At 65.7% G+C, this 12,373-nt stretch carries 13 protein-coding genes; 1 reads left to right on the top strand and 12 read right to left on the bottom strand.

Annotated elements, in window-relative coordinates; all coding sequences use genetic code 11:
• The first annotated feature begins 6 nt into the window (after positions 1-6).
• The gene (locus CAL22_RS12045; protein ID WP_094813417.1) at positions 7-582 is read left to right on the top strand and encodes a DUF1415 domain-containing protein; all 576 of its coding nucleotides are present in this window, start codon (positions 7-9) and stop codon (positions 580-582) included.
• A gap of 8 nt (positions 583-590) precedes the next feature.
• On the opposite strand, the gene CAL22_RS12040 is transcribed toward CAL22_RS12045, so the two are convergent.
• The 12 genes from CAL22_RS12040 to CAL22_RS11985 all read right to left on the bottom strand — a co-directional run bounded on the left by CAL22_RS12040 (position 591) and on the right by CAL22_RS11985 (position 12,256).
• Entirely contained in the window at positions 591-1,031 is a 441-nt protein-coding gene (locus CAL22_RS12040; RefSeq protein ID WP_244193846.1) for a lysozyme inhibitor LprI family protein, read from the bottom strand.
• Between the two features lie 10 nt (positions 1,032-1,041).
• The gene (locus tag CAL22_RS12035; protein WP_094813415.1) at positions 1,042-1,878 is read right to left on the bottom strand and encodes a class I SAM-dependent methyltransferase; all 837 of its coding nucleotides are present in this window, start codon (positions 1,876-1,878) and stop codon (positions 1,042-1,044) included.
• Between the two features lie 87 nt (positions 1,879-1,965).
• Positions 1,966-2,553, bottom strand: a complete 588-nt coding sequence (locus CAL22_RS12030; RefSeq protein WP_094813413.1) for a peroxidase-related enzyme — start codon at positions 2,551-2,553, stop codon at positions 1,966-1,968.
• Complete coding sequence (locus tag CAL22_RS12025) at positions 2,550-3,056, bottom strand: CMD domain protein (RefSeq protein WP_094813411.1); 507 nt, start codon at positions 3,054-3,056, stop codon at positions 2,550-2,552. Before CAL22_RS12025 ends, CAL22_RS12030 begins: the two co-directional genes overlap by 4 nt.
• On the bottom strand, positions 3,053-4,360 hold the full coding sequence (locus CAL22_RS12020; RefSeq protein ID WP_094813409.1) for an acyl-CoA thioester hydrolase/BAAT C-terminal domain-containing protein: 1,308 nt from the start codon (positions 4,358-4,360) through the stop codon (positions 3,053-3,055). The genes CAL22_RS12025 and CAL22_RS12020 overlap by 4 nt, the downstream gene beginning before the upstream one ends.
• Complete coding sequence (locus tag CAL22_RS12015; RefSeq protein ID WP_094813407.1) at positions 4,360-5,928, bottom strand: ABC transporter substrate-binding protein; 1,569 nt, start codon at positions 5,926-5,928, stop codon at positions 4,360-4,362. The genes CAL22_RS12020 and CAL22_RS12015 overlap by 1 nt, the downstream gene beginning before the upstream one ends.
• 30 nt (positions 5,929-5,958) lie before the next feature.
• On the bottom strand, positions 5,959-6,963 hold the full coding sequence (locus tag CAL22_RS12010) for an ABC transporter ATP-binding protein (protein ID WP_094813405.1): 1,005 nt from the start codon (positions 6,961-6,963) through the stop codon (positions 5,959-5,961).
• A gap of 5 nt (positions 6,964-6,968) precedes the next feature.
• Entirely contained in the window at positions 6,969-7,967 is a 999-nt protein-coding gene (locus CAL22_RS12005; protein ID WP_094813403.1) for an ABC transporter ATP-binding protein, read from the bottom strand.
• On the bottom strand, positions 7,964-8,869 hold the full coding sequence (locus tag CAL22_RS12000) for an ABC transporter permease (RefSeq protein WP_094813401.1): 906 nt from the start codon (positions 8,867-8,869) through the stop codon (positions 7,964-7,966). The genes CAL22_RS12005 and CAL22_RS12000 overlap by 4 nt, the downstream gene beginning before the upstream one ends.
• Positions 8,866-9,840 (bottom strand): ABC transporter permease, encoded by a 975-nt coding sequence (locus tag CAL22_RS11995; RefSeq protein WP_094813654.1) that lies wholly within the window; start codon positions 9,838-9,840, stop codon positions 8,866-8,868. Before CAL22_RS11995 ends, CAL22_RS12000 begins: the two co-directional genes overlap by 4 nt.
• On the bottom strand, positions 9,837-11,294 hold the full coding sequence (locus CAL22_RS11990; RefSeq protein ID WP_094813399.1) for an NAD(P)-binding domain-containing protein: 1,458 nt from the start codon (positions 11,292-11,294) through the stop codon (positions 9,837-9,839). The genes CAL22_RS11995 and CAL22_RS11990 overlap by 4 nt, the downstream gene beginning before the upstream one ends.
• A complete protein-coding gene (locus tag CAL22_RS11985; RefSeq protein ID WP_094813397.1) occupies positions 11,291-12,256 on the bottom strand; it encodes a LysR family transcriptional regulator in 966 nt (321 codons plus the stop codon). The genes CAL22_RS11990 and CAL22_RS11985 overlap by 4 nt, the downstream gene beginning before the upstream one ends.
• Between the last annotated feature and the right edge of the window lie 117 nt (positions 12,257-12,373).

Below are 12,373 nucleotides of genomic sequence, written 5' to 3'. Positions count from 1 at the left end.
GTTTCCATGATTCTGCAATCTTCCGCGGCCCAGGCCGTTGCCGACGAGGTTCGCCGCTGGGTGGACCGCGCCGTGATCGGCCTGAATCTCTGTCCCTTCGCCAAGGCGGTGCAGGTCAAGGGGCAGGTGCGTTATGCCGTCAGTGATGCCACCGATGCCGAAGGCGTGCTGCAGGACCTCGAGGCCGAACTCATGTTGCTGTCCGAGACCGACCCCGAGAGCGTGGACACGACGTTGTTGATCTTGCCCGAGGCCTTGCCCGACTTCTACGACTTCAATGATTTCGAAGAGATCTCGGATCGGCTGCTAAAGCGCATGCGGCTGGTGGGCGACCTGCAGGTCGCGACCTTTCATCCCATGTTTCAGTTTGCCGAGACCGATCCGGACGACATCGAGAACTACACCAACCGTTCGCCTTATCCCATCTTGCATCTTCTGCGCGAAGACAGCATCGATCGCGCGGTGGAAGCCTTCCCGGATGCCGCCGAAATCTACGAGAAGAATATCGAGACCATGCGGGAGCTGGGCCACGATGGTTGGGAGCGCCTGATGGACGACGCGCCCGCTCAACGCAGCCACTGACGGGGCGGTCAGGGAGCGAGCAGGGAGGCGCGTTGCGCGCTGCGGCGCGCGATGAGGGCCTGGTACTGGCCCAGCCTCTCCTCGCGCGCGGCGATCATGTCGGCGCGGCAGGAAGCCAGCGCGATCTCGCCCCAGGTCAGGCGCCAGGCGTCGTTTTCGCGCCCGGCCATATCGGCATAGACCGTGCAATCCGCTTCAATGTAATTGAGCCATTTGGCCTGATCGCTGGCCAGGCTTTCGGCTTCGTCTGCGGGCAGTTGCTTGCGCAAGGCTTCATAGCGGGTATACATGGCGGCCTGGCGCTCGGCCAGCGCGGCCTGGGCGCAAACCTGGGCCTGGTAGCTCTGTTCGGCCAGCGGGGTTCCACAGTCATTGGCCCCGGCAGGCAAGGCCGTCAAGGCGAGGGCGGCCGCGGTCAGCGGCATGGCGGCACGCAACAGCTTGGTCATGGTGTTGGTATCAGAGGTCGGCAGGAAGGGCGAAGCGTTCGCGCAACTGCGGCAGGCCCACCCGATCCAGGATCTCGGTGAGACGTTCAGCGGCCTTGCGGCGCGGACGGTCGGGCTTGTGCTGCGCGATGATGAGTTCGTTTTTCATGGAGTGCTCCCAGCCCACCAGCTCGGTGACGCTGACCTGGTAGCCGTGGGCCTCCAGTTGCAGGCAGCGCAAGACGTTGGTGAGCTGGCTGCCGAACTCGCGCGTATGCAAGGGATGGCGCCAGAGCTCGGCCATGGCATCGCCCAGGGCCGCGCCCTTGTGCTGGCGCAGGGCCGCGGCCACTTCCGCCTGGCAACAGGGCACCAGCACGATGTGGTCGGCGCGTTTGGTCAGCGCGAAGCGGATGGCGTCATCGGTGGCCGTATTGCAGGCATGCAGTGCCGTGACCACGTCGATGGTCGGCGGCAGCAGGGGCGAGACGATGGATTCGGCCACCGACAGATTGAGAAACGACATGCCCTCGAAGCCGGCGCGGCGCGCCAGATCCTGCGAGCTTTGCACCAGGGCTTCGCGCGTTTCGATGCCGTAGATATGCGAATCATCGGCCAACTGCTTGAAGTACAGGTCGTACAGGATGAAGCCCAGATAGGACTTGCCAGCACCGTGGTCGGCCAGCGTGACGCGGCCACGACGCGACTTCACCTCAGCCAGCAAGGGCTCGATGAACTGGAACAGGTGGTAGACCTGCTTTAGCTTGCGCCGGCTGTCCTGGTTCATCTTGCCGTCGCGGGTCAGGATGTGCAGCGCCTTGAGCAGTTCGACCGACTGGTCGGGACGGATATCGTAAGTCTTGGACATCGGTACAACGGAGGGAGGCGTGGCCACCAAACCCGCAGTTTACCGAAAACCATCGAGCCGCGACCCGCCCCCCCCTCCTGGCCGGCGTCAGGCTTGCGGAAAAACCGGCTCGCCCAGATTCAGCATCAGGCGGTTGGCCCAGGCAAAAATCGCATCGGCATGCACCAGATCCAGGATTTCTCCTTCGGACAGGCCGACGTCCTTGAGCGCCTGGATGTCGGCGGCCTGCAGCCCGGCAGGATGCTCGGTGATCTTGACCGAGAACGCGGCGATGGCCCGCTCGCGCTCGGTCGTGCCGGCCTGGCGGGGATCGTCGAACACCTGGGCGATCACATCGTTGCGCTTGGCGAGCTGTTCGAAACGCTGCGCATGCACCGACGCGCAGTACACGCAGCCGTTGATGCGCGAGACCACGGTGGCGCCCAGCTCGCGCTCGGCGCGCGACAAGCCGCCGGGGGCGTACATGATGGCGTTGAAGGCCGTCGAGCGTTGGCGCAGGATTTCCGGCTGATGAATCAGAAACAGGTAGTAGTCGGAGGTCTTGGCCTTGGGGTGGCTTTCTTCGAGGACGGCGATCTGTTGCGGGGTGGCCTGATCGACGTTGACGGTGTCGAGCCAGGCCTTCCATTCCAGGCTTTCGTTGGTGAAGCCGTGGGCTTTGATGGCTTGGGTCATGCGGCGATCTCCAGCGATTTCATGGCTTTGAGGCCAGCCACCAGTCGCACCTGATACGACAGAAAGGCGATCAGTTGCGATAGCGTCACCACCTCGGCAGTGGACAGGCCCGCCGCGGGCAGGGTTTTAAGCGCGGCTTCGTCGCCTTCGACGGGGTTCTCAATCAGCTTGCGCGTGAAGGCGAGCATCGCAGCCAGCCGCGGCGTGTCGACGGCCTCGGGGCGGCCCTGGTCGAGCGCCGCGATGAACGGGGCATCGGGGGCTTCGGCCTTAAGGCGCTGCAGGTAGTGTTGCGCCAGCTCGGGCGCCGGGGTGAGGCGGCAGGCGTACACGGCGACGGCCAGGCGCTCGCTCAGCGACAGGCCCGGCAACGCCGGGTCGAACAGGGCCTGCAGGCTGCCCTGGGTGGCGGCCACGACTTTCTCGCGCTGGTGGCGCACGGCGTGCAGCGCATCGCCCTCGGCAAGGCCGACCAACTGGTCGACGAGGTCTTGTGTACTCATTGTTTGGCTCCTTGAGCTTTGGCGGCCACGGCGTCATGGAGAAACGCCAGCACGCCGGCCCACGAGGCTTCGTCCGCACGCGCGTTATCGCGCGGATTGCCGCCGCTGGTGCTGATCTTGCCCGAGACCGGGTGCGCGTAAACCATCTGCGTGGTCGGCACATAGGGGAAGACGATCAAATGGCCGCCGTTTTCGAAATCCAGCCAGCGCACGTCGTGCGCGTGGCCGGTTTCGGCCAGCCGGTCGCGCACCATGCGCGAATACAGCGACGAGGGCCAGGAGCCGTCGTCGGTGGCCGAGAGCATCATGACCGGACCCTGGATGCGTTCGACCGGGATCCGGGCGCGCGCGACCGCCTCGGGATCCTGCAACGCGGTGAGGATGGCGCGTTCGTGCCGGTGCGGCGCCGGGCCATCGTCAAACGGCTTCCAGCTGGCGGTACGGTTGTTCTCCCAAACGTGGGGCAGGGGCTTGCCATCCAGCAGCCAGGTCGGGCCTTCGCGGCCGACTTGGGGGTCGGCGGCGTTCTGGCCGCTGTGCACCACCGCGCCTGGCACATAGGCCACGACGGCGGAGACCGCTTCGGGGAAGGTGGCGCCCAGCAGGAGCACCAGTTCGCCGCCTCGGGACTGGCCGCTGATGGCCACGAAGTCATGCAAGGGCCGGACCTCGCGGCGCAACCATTGCAAACCGCGCTGGAAGTACTCCAGCGGCGTGTTGGAGATGTAGTCGGACAGCCCCGGCGCCTTGAAGTAGCCCAAGGCAAAGGCCGCATAGCCGTGCGAAGCGTAGAGCGCCGCGCGCGGCTCATTGATGCCGCCGCCCGAGCCGTTCAGGATCATGACGGCCGGATGCGGACCTTCGCCAGCAGGGAGATACAGCGTCCCGACCAGGCCCTCGGCACGCACCTCGCGCCGCGTCACGCCGGCACCAGCCAGGCGCTGCACGAAGCCGCCCGTCGCGCTGCTGCCCTGGCTGCTGGCCTGGACTTCGGTGTTCAGCGCATCGGTGACGGGTTGATTGAAGGTCTCGCGCCGCCCGGCCACCTCGGGCACTTGCGACCAGATCAACCCCATGGGCGACACCCCTTCATAGCTGCCGCCGGTGGCGGCATCACGAGTGGTATCCACGGTGCCTTGCGCGTCGGCCCTGAAGCTGGCCTGGGCACGCCAGGCCACGCCGGCGCGCGAGGTCGTCGCGCTCAGGCTGACCTCTGCGCCGGGCTGGGCGCCACGCACCACGATGCGCCGGGGCACATCGATGAGCGCGTCGGCGGGTTCGATAGACAGGGTGAGCGCCGTCATTACTTGGCGTCCTTGCTGACCATCTGCGCGGCGGTGCGATCGCTGGTCATGGGTTCGACCTTCAGCCCTTTGCGTGCCGCCCAGATGTTTTTGTAGTGATAGAGCGGGATGATGCCCACATCGTCGCCGACGAGGGTGGCCGATTCGCGCAGAATGGCTTCACGCTTGGCGGTGTCGAACTCCGACGTCGAGGCGTCCAGCGCGGCGTCCACTTTGGGGTTGCTGTAGTGGCCCCAGTTGGAGGCGCCCAGGCCCTTTTGCGGCGAGACGGTCGCCAGAATGTTCACCAGGGCATAGCTGGCTTCGCCGGTGCCATTGCCCCAGGCCAGCATGCTCACCGCGTACTCGTTCTTGTTGGCGCGGCCCGAATACACGGCCCATGGCACGACTTCGACCTGGGTCTTGATGCCAATGCGGGTCCAGAACTGGGCCACCGCCTGGGCCGTTTCGGGGCCTTGCGGATAGCGGTCGTTGGGGACGTGCATCGTCAGCTTGAAGCCATCGGGATAACCGGCTTCGGCCAGCAGCTTCTTGGCCCGCGCGGCATCGTAAGGAATGTTCTTGATGTCGGGGTTGTAGCCGAAGGTGCCCTTGGGCATCCATTGATTGGCCTCGGTGGCGGCCCCTTGCAGGATGCGATCGGTGATGGCGGGGCGATTGATGGCCAGATTCATGGCCTGGCGCACGCGCACGTCGAGCAAGGGATTTTTGTCCAGCGGCTTGCCGGCGTTGTCGGTGATGTAGGGGCTGGGCGCCGGATTGAAATTCGGTTGCAGCAGCATGACGCGCAGGCCGTCATAGGGATAGACCGAGATGTTCGGCGCCTGCTTGAGCTTGTCGAGATCCGATACCGAAACCTTGTCGATGACGTCCACATCGCCGGCCAGCAAGGCGGCGCTGCGCGCGGCGGCGTTGTTGATGTAACGGTAGTTGATCTTGTCCCAGGGTTGCTTGCCGCCCCAGTAGGCGTCGTTGCGCTCCATCACGACGCGGTCTCCTGGAGTGTAGGAGACAAACTTGTAGGGGCCGGTGCCGACCATGGCCTTGCCCGAGTTGTAGTCCTCGGTGGTCGACTTCTCGCCCACGTGTTTGCTCACCACGTGGACCGAGGCCAGGTTCAGCGGCAAATCGGGGTTGGGCGTCTTGGTCTTGACCACGAACGTCAGCGGATCCGGCGCGCTCATGGACTCGATCGTGCGCAGATAGCCCGCGTATGTGGCCACGCTGCCCGGCACGGCGCGCGCACGCGTGTACGAGTAGATCAGGTCATCGGCCGTAAACGGCGTGCCGTCCTGCCATTTGACGTCGGGCCGCAGTTTGAATTCCCAGGTGGTGCTGTCCAGGGGTTTCCACGACAGCGCCAGGCCAGGCTGCAGCTTGTTCCATTTGTTTTCGACCAGCAGATCCCAGAAGTGCAGCGCCACGGAGCGGTCGCCGGCGTGATTGTTCAGCTGCGGGTCCAGCGAAGACAAAGGATCGGCGAAACCGATGGACAGCGTTTCGGCCGACGCCGGAGCGGCAGCGCCGACGAGGGCGGCTGCCAGAGTGGTCAAGATCAGTCGTTTCATGGTGCGGAGTCCTGATGAAAGTGTCGAAGGCTAGCTGCCGTCATTGAGATGACAGGCGCTCAGATGATTTATGGCGATACCCTTGAGCTGCGGCGCTTCGGTCTTGCAGCGCGGCATGACGTGAGGGCAGCGCGGATGGAAATGACAGCCCGATGGCGGCGCCAGCGGGCTGGGTATCTCACCCTTGATGGCGGTAAAGGTTTTGTGGCGCATGTCCAGACGCGGGATTTCCGCCAGCAGCGCCTGGGTGTAGGGGTGATTGGCGTGGCGAAACACCTCGTCCACCGGGGCGGATTCGACCACCCGGCCCAGATACATGATGACGACGCGATCGGAGATATGTTCGACCACGCCCAGATCGTGGCTGATGAAAAGGTAAGTCAGGTCGAGCTCGGCGCGCAGATCCATGAACAGATTGAGGATCTGCGCCTGGATGGAAACATCCAGCGCGGCCACGGCCTCATCGCAGACCAGCATTTCGGGTTTGACCGCCAGGGCGCGGGCAATGCCGATCCGCTGCCGCTGTCCGCCGGAGAATTGATGCGGATACCGTTGGCGCAGGGCGGGATCCAGGCCGGCGCGCTGTAACTGTTCGCTCACGTAGTCGTCAAAGCCGGCGCGATCGACCAGGCCATGAATACGAGCGGCTTCTCCCACGATGTCATCGACCCGAAGACGCGGATTCAGGCTGGCGTACGGATCCTGAAAAATCATCTGCACTTTCAGGCGCGCGCGCTGCGCTTGCTGCGGGCTCATTTCGCCAGGCAGGCGGCCATTGACGCGTACCTGGCCTTCGGTGGGCGGCATCAGGCCAGCGGCAATGCGGCCCAGCGTGGATTTGCCGCAGCCGGATTCGCCGACCAGGCCCACCACCTCGCCGGGACGCACCAGCAGGTCTACATCATCGACCGCGCGGGTGACTGCCGCCGGCTGGCTCAGGCCCAATGACTGCAGGACGCGCGAGACCGGGGTCTCGCGCCGTTCGCCAAAGCGCTTGCTCACGCCGCGCAGGTCGACCAAGGGGGTATCGGCCATGGCGCTCATGCGGCAGCCCCCAGTTGGGGATGAAAGCAACGCACCAGGCGCTGCGCCTGCGGTGCGGACAGCGGCGGGCGCTGATGACAGGCCGCCGAGGCGCGCGCGCAGCGCGCAGCGAAGGCGCAGCCTTCGGGAAGGGCAAGCAGGTTGGGGGTCATGCCAGGAATCTGCCGCAGCCGCTGGCCGCGCACATTGTTGCTGGGCAGGCTGCTGATCAGTCCTGCCGTATAGGGGTGCATGGGCGCGTCGAGCACCGCGTCCACCGGGCCATGCTCGACGATGCGCCCGGCGTACATCACGGCCACTTCGTCGGCCAGGCCGGCGACCACCGACAGATCATGGGTGATCCAGATCAGGCTGGTGCCGTGCTGACGGGCGAGTTTCTGCACCTCGGACAGGATTTGCGCCTGGATGGTGACGTCCAGCGCCGTGGTGGGTTCGTCGGCGATGATGAGGTCGGGTCGATGCAGCATGGCGATGGCGATGGCCACGCGCTGGCGCATGCCGCCGGACAGTTGGTGCGGATAGGCCAGCAGCCGTTCCTCCGGGCTGGGGATGCCCATCATGCCCAGGGTCTCGCGGGCGCGCTCGCGCGCCTGGGCGCGGCTGACCCGGCTGTGGGCCCGCACTGCCTCCATCATCTGGACATCGACGCGCAACACCGGGTTGAGCGTCATCATCGGATCCTGAAAGATCATCGCGATGCGATTGCCCTGCAGGTGGCGCAGTTCGCGCGGGCGCAGTCGGGTCAGATCCCGGCCCTGAAAGAGGATGCTGCCATCGACCACGCGGCCAGGCGGATCCACCAGTCCCATGATGGAAAAGCCGGTAACCGACTTGCCCGAGCCTGACTCGCCCACCAGGCCGAGAATCTTGCCGCGCTCGAGCCGGAAAGACACGTCGTCGACGGCCGGCAGCGTGCCGGAGCGGGTCTGAAACTGCGTGCGCAGATTGCGCACTTCGAGCGTGACCGGCGCGAGGGATTGCGTGGCGGCGCTCATCGGTGCGTCCTCGGGTTGAGCACATCGCGCAGGCGGTCGCCCACCAGATTGATCGCCACAATGGTGATCAGCAGCGCGATGCCAGGGTAGAAGCTGATCCAGTACTGGCCCGACAACATGGTCTGAAAGCCGTTGGCGATCAACAGCCCCAGCGAGGGTTCGGTGACGGGCACGCCCAAGCCGAGAAAGCTCAGCGTGGCTTCGAGCGTGATCGCGCGGGCGATTTGTAGCGTACCGATGACGATGAGCGGCGGCAGGCAATTGGGCAGGATGTGGCGCAGCATGATGCGCCAGTTGGGGATGTCCAGGCAGCGCGCCGCCTCGACATATTCGCGCCGGCGCTCCACCAGGGCCTGGCCGCGCGCGGTGCGGGCGTAATAGGCCCACTCCAGAATGACCAGCGTGAGCACCACATTGCCCACCCCCTTGCCCAGGTAAGCCAGGATCATCATGGCCACCAGAATCGAGGGAAACGACAGGATCAGATCGACCAGGCGCATGATGATGGCGTCGGTTTTGCCGCCGGCGTAGGCCGCCAACAGCCCCAGCAGCGTGCCGATGACAGCGGCAATGAGGGCCGAGCCCACACCCACGATCAGGCTGATGCGCAAGCCATACAGGATGGCCGAGTACAGATCGCGTCCCTGGCCGTCGGTGCCCAACAGATAGTGGAAGCTATCCATGCCATTTGCCGAGCCGGGCGGCAGGCGGGCGTCCAGCACGTCCAGTTGCAGCAGGTCGTAAGGATTTTGCGGGGTGATCCAGGGCGCCAGCGCCGCGGCCAGAAAAAGCAGCACGGTGACGGCCAGCCCGAACACGGCGGTCTTGGAAGCGAAGAACTCGGCCGCGTTGCGGCGCCAGGGCGATTCGCGCTTGAGGGCGTGAGCGAGCGTCTGGCTCATTGCGCACCCTCCAGCCGCACCCGCGGATCCAGCGTCTTGTACAGAATATCCACGATGAGATTGAGCATCACGAACAGGCACACCACCACCACCAGGTAGGAGACGATGACGGGGCGATCCAGCGCGTTGATGCTGTCCAGAATGAGTTTGCCCGCGCCCGGCCAGGCGAAGATGCTTTCGGTCACCACGGCAAACGCAATGGTCGAACCCAGCTCCAGGCCCAATACCGTGACCAGCGGGATCATGGTGTTGCGCAGGATGTGCATGATCACCACGCGCAGCGGCGACAAGCCCTTGGCGCGGGCGAACTTGACGAACTCCTGCGGCACGACTTCCCGCACGCCCGCCCGCGTCAGGCGGATGACCAGCGACATCTTGAACAGCGACAGGTTCAGCGCCGGCAACAGAAGGTGCCGCAGGCCGTCGGCCGTCAGCCAGGACCATTGCGCGCCGAGGACTTGCACGGTCTGGCCCCGGCCGCTGGCCGGCAGCCAGCCCAGCGAGACACTGAAGGCCATGATGAGCATCAAGCCGACCCAGAAGGTCGGCAAGGAAAAGCCGACGATGCTGCCGGTCATGATGGCCTTGGACAGCGGGTGGTCGGGATAGAGGCCTGCGTACAGGCCCAGCGGCACCCCGACGAGCACGGCCAGGAACAACGCGGCGAATGCCAGTTCCAGCGTGGCGGGCATGCGTTGCAGAATCAGCTGCACGGCCGGGATGTTATAGACAAAGCTATTGCCCAGGTTGCCGTGCAGCGCGCCGTTCAGAAACCCCAGATACTGCCGCCACAGCGGCTGGTCCAGACCCAGTTCGGCGATGATGCGGGCGCGGTCGACCTGATCCACATCCTGGCCGATCAGGATATCGACGGGGTTGCCGATGGCATGCAGGCCGACAAAGACGATGAGCGTCATCAGCAGCACCACCACGACGGCCTGGGCCAGACGGCGTAAGAGCCAGAGCGTCATGAGCGGGCCCCCGGGGGCGGCGCCACCGTCCATTCGTCGCCGAAGACCTCGGGTTCGGCGTAGGCCAGCATGTTGGCGAAATGGTGTTCCACATCCTCGGCGTAGAACTGGCCCGCGATGCCCTGAGCCAGGCGGCGCGCGCCCTCGCTGACGGCGGGGATGTCACCCGAGACGCTGCCATGCGACAAGGCCGCCGGATAGCAAAAACAATGTACGCGCGTCAGCCCGGGGCAGGCGCCTGGCGTCTTCTCCTGAAACTCGAAGACCGGGCCCAGATCGGGTGAGTCTTGCAGCTCTTGATCCGCATCGCCGGGGGCGGGTTGATAGCGGTCGCCCCACAGGCGCACGTGCGGCGCGATGGCGGCGAACTCGGGGCGGGCCTGCCAGTCCAGCTTGAAGCCGGTGGAGAAAATCACGAAGTCCGCGTCGAAGATTCCTTTGGGCGTGGTCAGATGCACGCCGCTCGCGTCGGCCGTCACATCGATGACGGGGCAACCCAGGTTGAATCGCGCATTGGCGTGTTGCGACACGCGCAGGGTGCTGCCGCGCGGCGGCGGCACCTGCTGGCTGTTGATGTAGTGGCGAAAGCGCCATTTCCACGCATCGGGCAGCGTCAGATGGCCATGGGTCAGCCCGGGATTGCCCGCGCCTTTGCCCTTGTTGACCCGGGGGATGTCATCCCGGCGGATGAGCAGGTCCACACAGGCCGCGCCGGCTTCCAGCGCGGTGGCCGCGCTATCCATGGCCGAGGCGCCGGCTCCGATGACCGCCACGCGTTTGCCTGCCAGCGTGCCGTAGTCCATCGCGTCGGAAGAGTGCGCCCAGCACGCGCGCGGCAAACGCTGCGCGAAGGCGGGGACCGCCGGGCCGCCGAGCCCATCGCGGCCGGTAGCCACGATGAGGTGGCGCGCCAGCATCCGTTGCGCGCCGGCCGGGCTTTCCACCGCCAGTTCCACGACGCCGTCGGCGCGCGGCCGCACCGCGGTGACGCGATGTTCGTTGCGCACGTCCAGATCGAGGACGCGACGGTACCAGCGCAGATAGTCCATCCACTGCAGGCGCGGAATCTTGTCCAGGGCGTCCCACGCGGTGGCGCCATGCTGGGCTTCGAACCAGGCGCGGAAGGTCAGCGCCGGCAAGCCCAGCGCGGGTCCGGTCAACTGCTTGGGCGAGCGCAGCGTCTGCATGCGCGCGGTGGTTGCCCACGGGCCCTCGAAACCTTGCGGCGAGCGGTCCAGGCAAAGGGCGCGCACGCCCAATTGCTTCAAGGCCGCACAGGCGGCCAGACCCGCCATCCCCGCGCCGATGATGATGGCTTCATGGACGGGCTGGCCATCGGCCTGACGGGCCGGCACCCAGGGACGGGCGGGCAGGTCCAGCCAGGCCAGATCCTGGCGCAACCGCGCCTCCAGCTCGGTCAGCCCCAGGGGCGGGTGGGCAACAGAAAAACTCATAAGGGGTCCGTCGAAAAATCGTCTTTGCCGTGGATGCTATGCAGCAGGCCGGCGTGAGCGCTGGCCTCATGCCGGACAAAGCCGGGCAGCAGCATGGCGGCGGTCTCTGCCAGCACCTCGGCCATGGCCGCGACGGCAGGCGCGATGGGAGTGGACTGAGGCGTGACCACGCCAAAGAAAAAAGGGATGTCCTGGTCGATGGCGCGGATGGCCACGCCCTGCACGGGCAGGCCCAGCGCCGAGACCGGCTCAAGAATCGCCACGCCCAGGCCGCCGCGCACGGCAGCCAGCGCGTTGACGGAGGAATTCGTTTCGATCAAACCGGGTGCCGCCTGGGAAAGCGCGTGGTCCAGACGGCCGCGCAGCCGATAAGGATTGGCCAGGGTAATAAAGCGGCGTCCTGCCAGCGCGGCGACCGGCACCGTGCTGTGCCGCGCCAGCGGGTCGGTCTCGGGCAAGGCCACCACGCAGGCCGCCTGACCGATCCAATGCACATCGAGACCGCGATGCTCCAGGGGCAAGCTGGTCAGCCCGAGTTGGGCCGAACCGGTCAACACCGCATGCAGCACCTGTTCTGGCGAGACGCTGCGCACCTGCATGGCGCGCACGCCATGACTGGCCTCGGCGCGCGCGATGGCTTGCGGCAACAACCCGGCCGCCAATGCCGATGTGGCCGCCAGGCGCAGGGGTTGCTGTTTGCCCTGCGCAATGTCGTGCGCCCGGGTCTGGATGTGGCGCAGGCTCGACAGCGCATGCGCCACATCGTCATAGAGCAGAAAACCCTGCTCGGTCGGTGTGACGCGCGGGCCGCTGCGCAGGAACAGGGCATAGCCGATCTCCGCCTCCAGCTCCTGAATGGAGCGGGTGATGGACGGTTGAGAGCGGCCCAGCAGCCGGCCTGCAGCGGTGATGCTGCCGCTGCTCATGACAGCGGCAAAGGCCTCGAGTTGGCGTAATTCCATAAACCTGCTTTTATGCTTTAAGCGAATTCTTGCGCGCCTAGTATGCGCACTACAAATACTTAAAGGGCATAAGCAAATACCCGGGCTAGTGATAACCCGGGTATCGAGGCCTGCGCA

It is taken from the genome of Bordetella genomosp. 12 (genome assembly GCF_002261355.1).
In the GTDB taxonomy this organism is placed as follows: domain Bacteria; phylum Pseudomonadota; class Gammaproteobacteria; order Burkholderiales; family Burkholderiaceae_B; genus Bordetella.
Note: the sequence above shows the minus strand (reverse complement) of the source record. Positions and strands in the feature narration are given on the sequence as shown.

Excerpts from the sequence above, each read along its gene's own strand:
- CAL22_RS12045 (WP_094813417.1), top strand. The coding sequence starts at position 7 with ATGATTCTGCAATCTTCCGCGGCCCAGGCCGTTGCCGACGAGGTTCGC.
- CAL22_RS12040 (WP_244193846.1), bottom strand. The coding sequence starts at position 1,031 with ATGACCAAGCTGTTGCGTGCCGCCATGCCGCTGACCGCGGCCGCCCTC.
- CAL22_RS12035 (WP_094813415.1), bottom strand. The coding sequence starts at position 1,878 with ATGTCCAAGACTTACGATATCCGTCCCGACCAGTCGGTCGAACTGCTC.
- CAL22_RS12030 (WP_094813413.1), bottom strand. The coding sequence starts at position 2,553 with ATGACCCAAGCCATCAAAGCCCACGGCTTCACCAACGAAAGCCTGGAA.
- CAL22_RS12025 (WP_094813411.1), bottom strand. The coding sequence starts at position 3,056 with ATGAGTACACAAGACCTCGTCGACCAGTTGGTCGGCCTTGCCGAGGGC.
- CAL22_RS12020 (WP_094813409.1), bottom strand. The coding sequence starts at position 4,360 with ATGACGGCGCTCACCCTGTCTATCGAACCCGCCGACGCGCTCATCGAT.
- CAL22_RS12015 (WP_094813407.1), bottom strand. The coding sequence starts at position 5,928 with ATGAAACGACTGATCTTGACCACTCTGGCAGCCGCCCTCGTCGGCGCT.
- CAL22_RS12010 (WP_094813405.1), bottom strand. The coding sequence starts at position 6,963 with ATGGCCGATACCCCCTTGGTCGACCTGCGCGGCGTGAGCAAGCGCTTT.
- CAL22_RS12005 (WP_094813403.1), bottom strand. The coding sequence starts at position 7,967 with ATGAGCGCCGCCACGCAATCCCTCGCGCCGGTCACGCTCGAAGTGCGC.
- CAL22_RS12000 (WP_094813401.1), bottom strand. The coding sequence starts at position 8,869 with ATGAGCCAGACGCTCGCTCACGCCCTCAAGCGCGAATCGCCCTGGCGC.
- CAL22_RS11995 (WP_094813654.1), bottom strand. The coding sequence starts at position 9,840 with ATGACGCTCTGGCTCTTACGCCGTCTGGCCCAGGCCGTCGTGGTGGTG.
- CAL22_RS11990 (WP_094813399.1), bottom strand. The coding sequence starts at position 11,294 with ATGAGTTTTTCTGTTGCCCACCCGCCCCTGGGGCTGACCGAGCTGGAG.
- CAL22_RS11985 (WP_094813397.1), bottom strand. The coding sequence starts at position 12,256 with ATGGAATTACGCCAACTCGAGGCCTTTGCCGCTGTCATGAGCAGCGGC.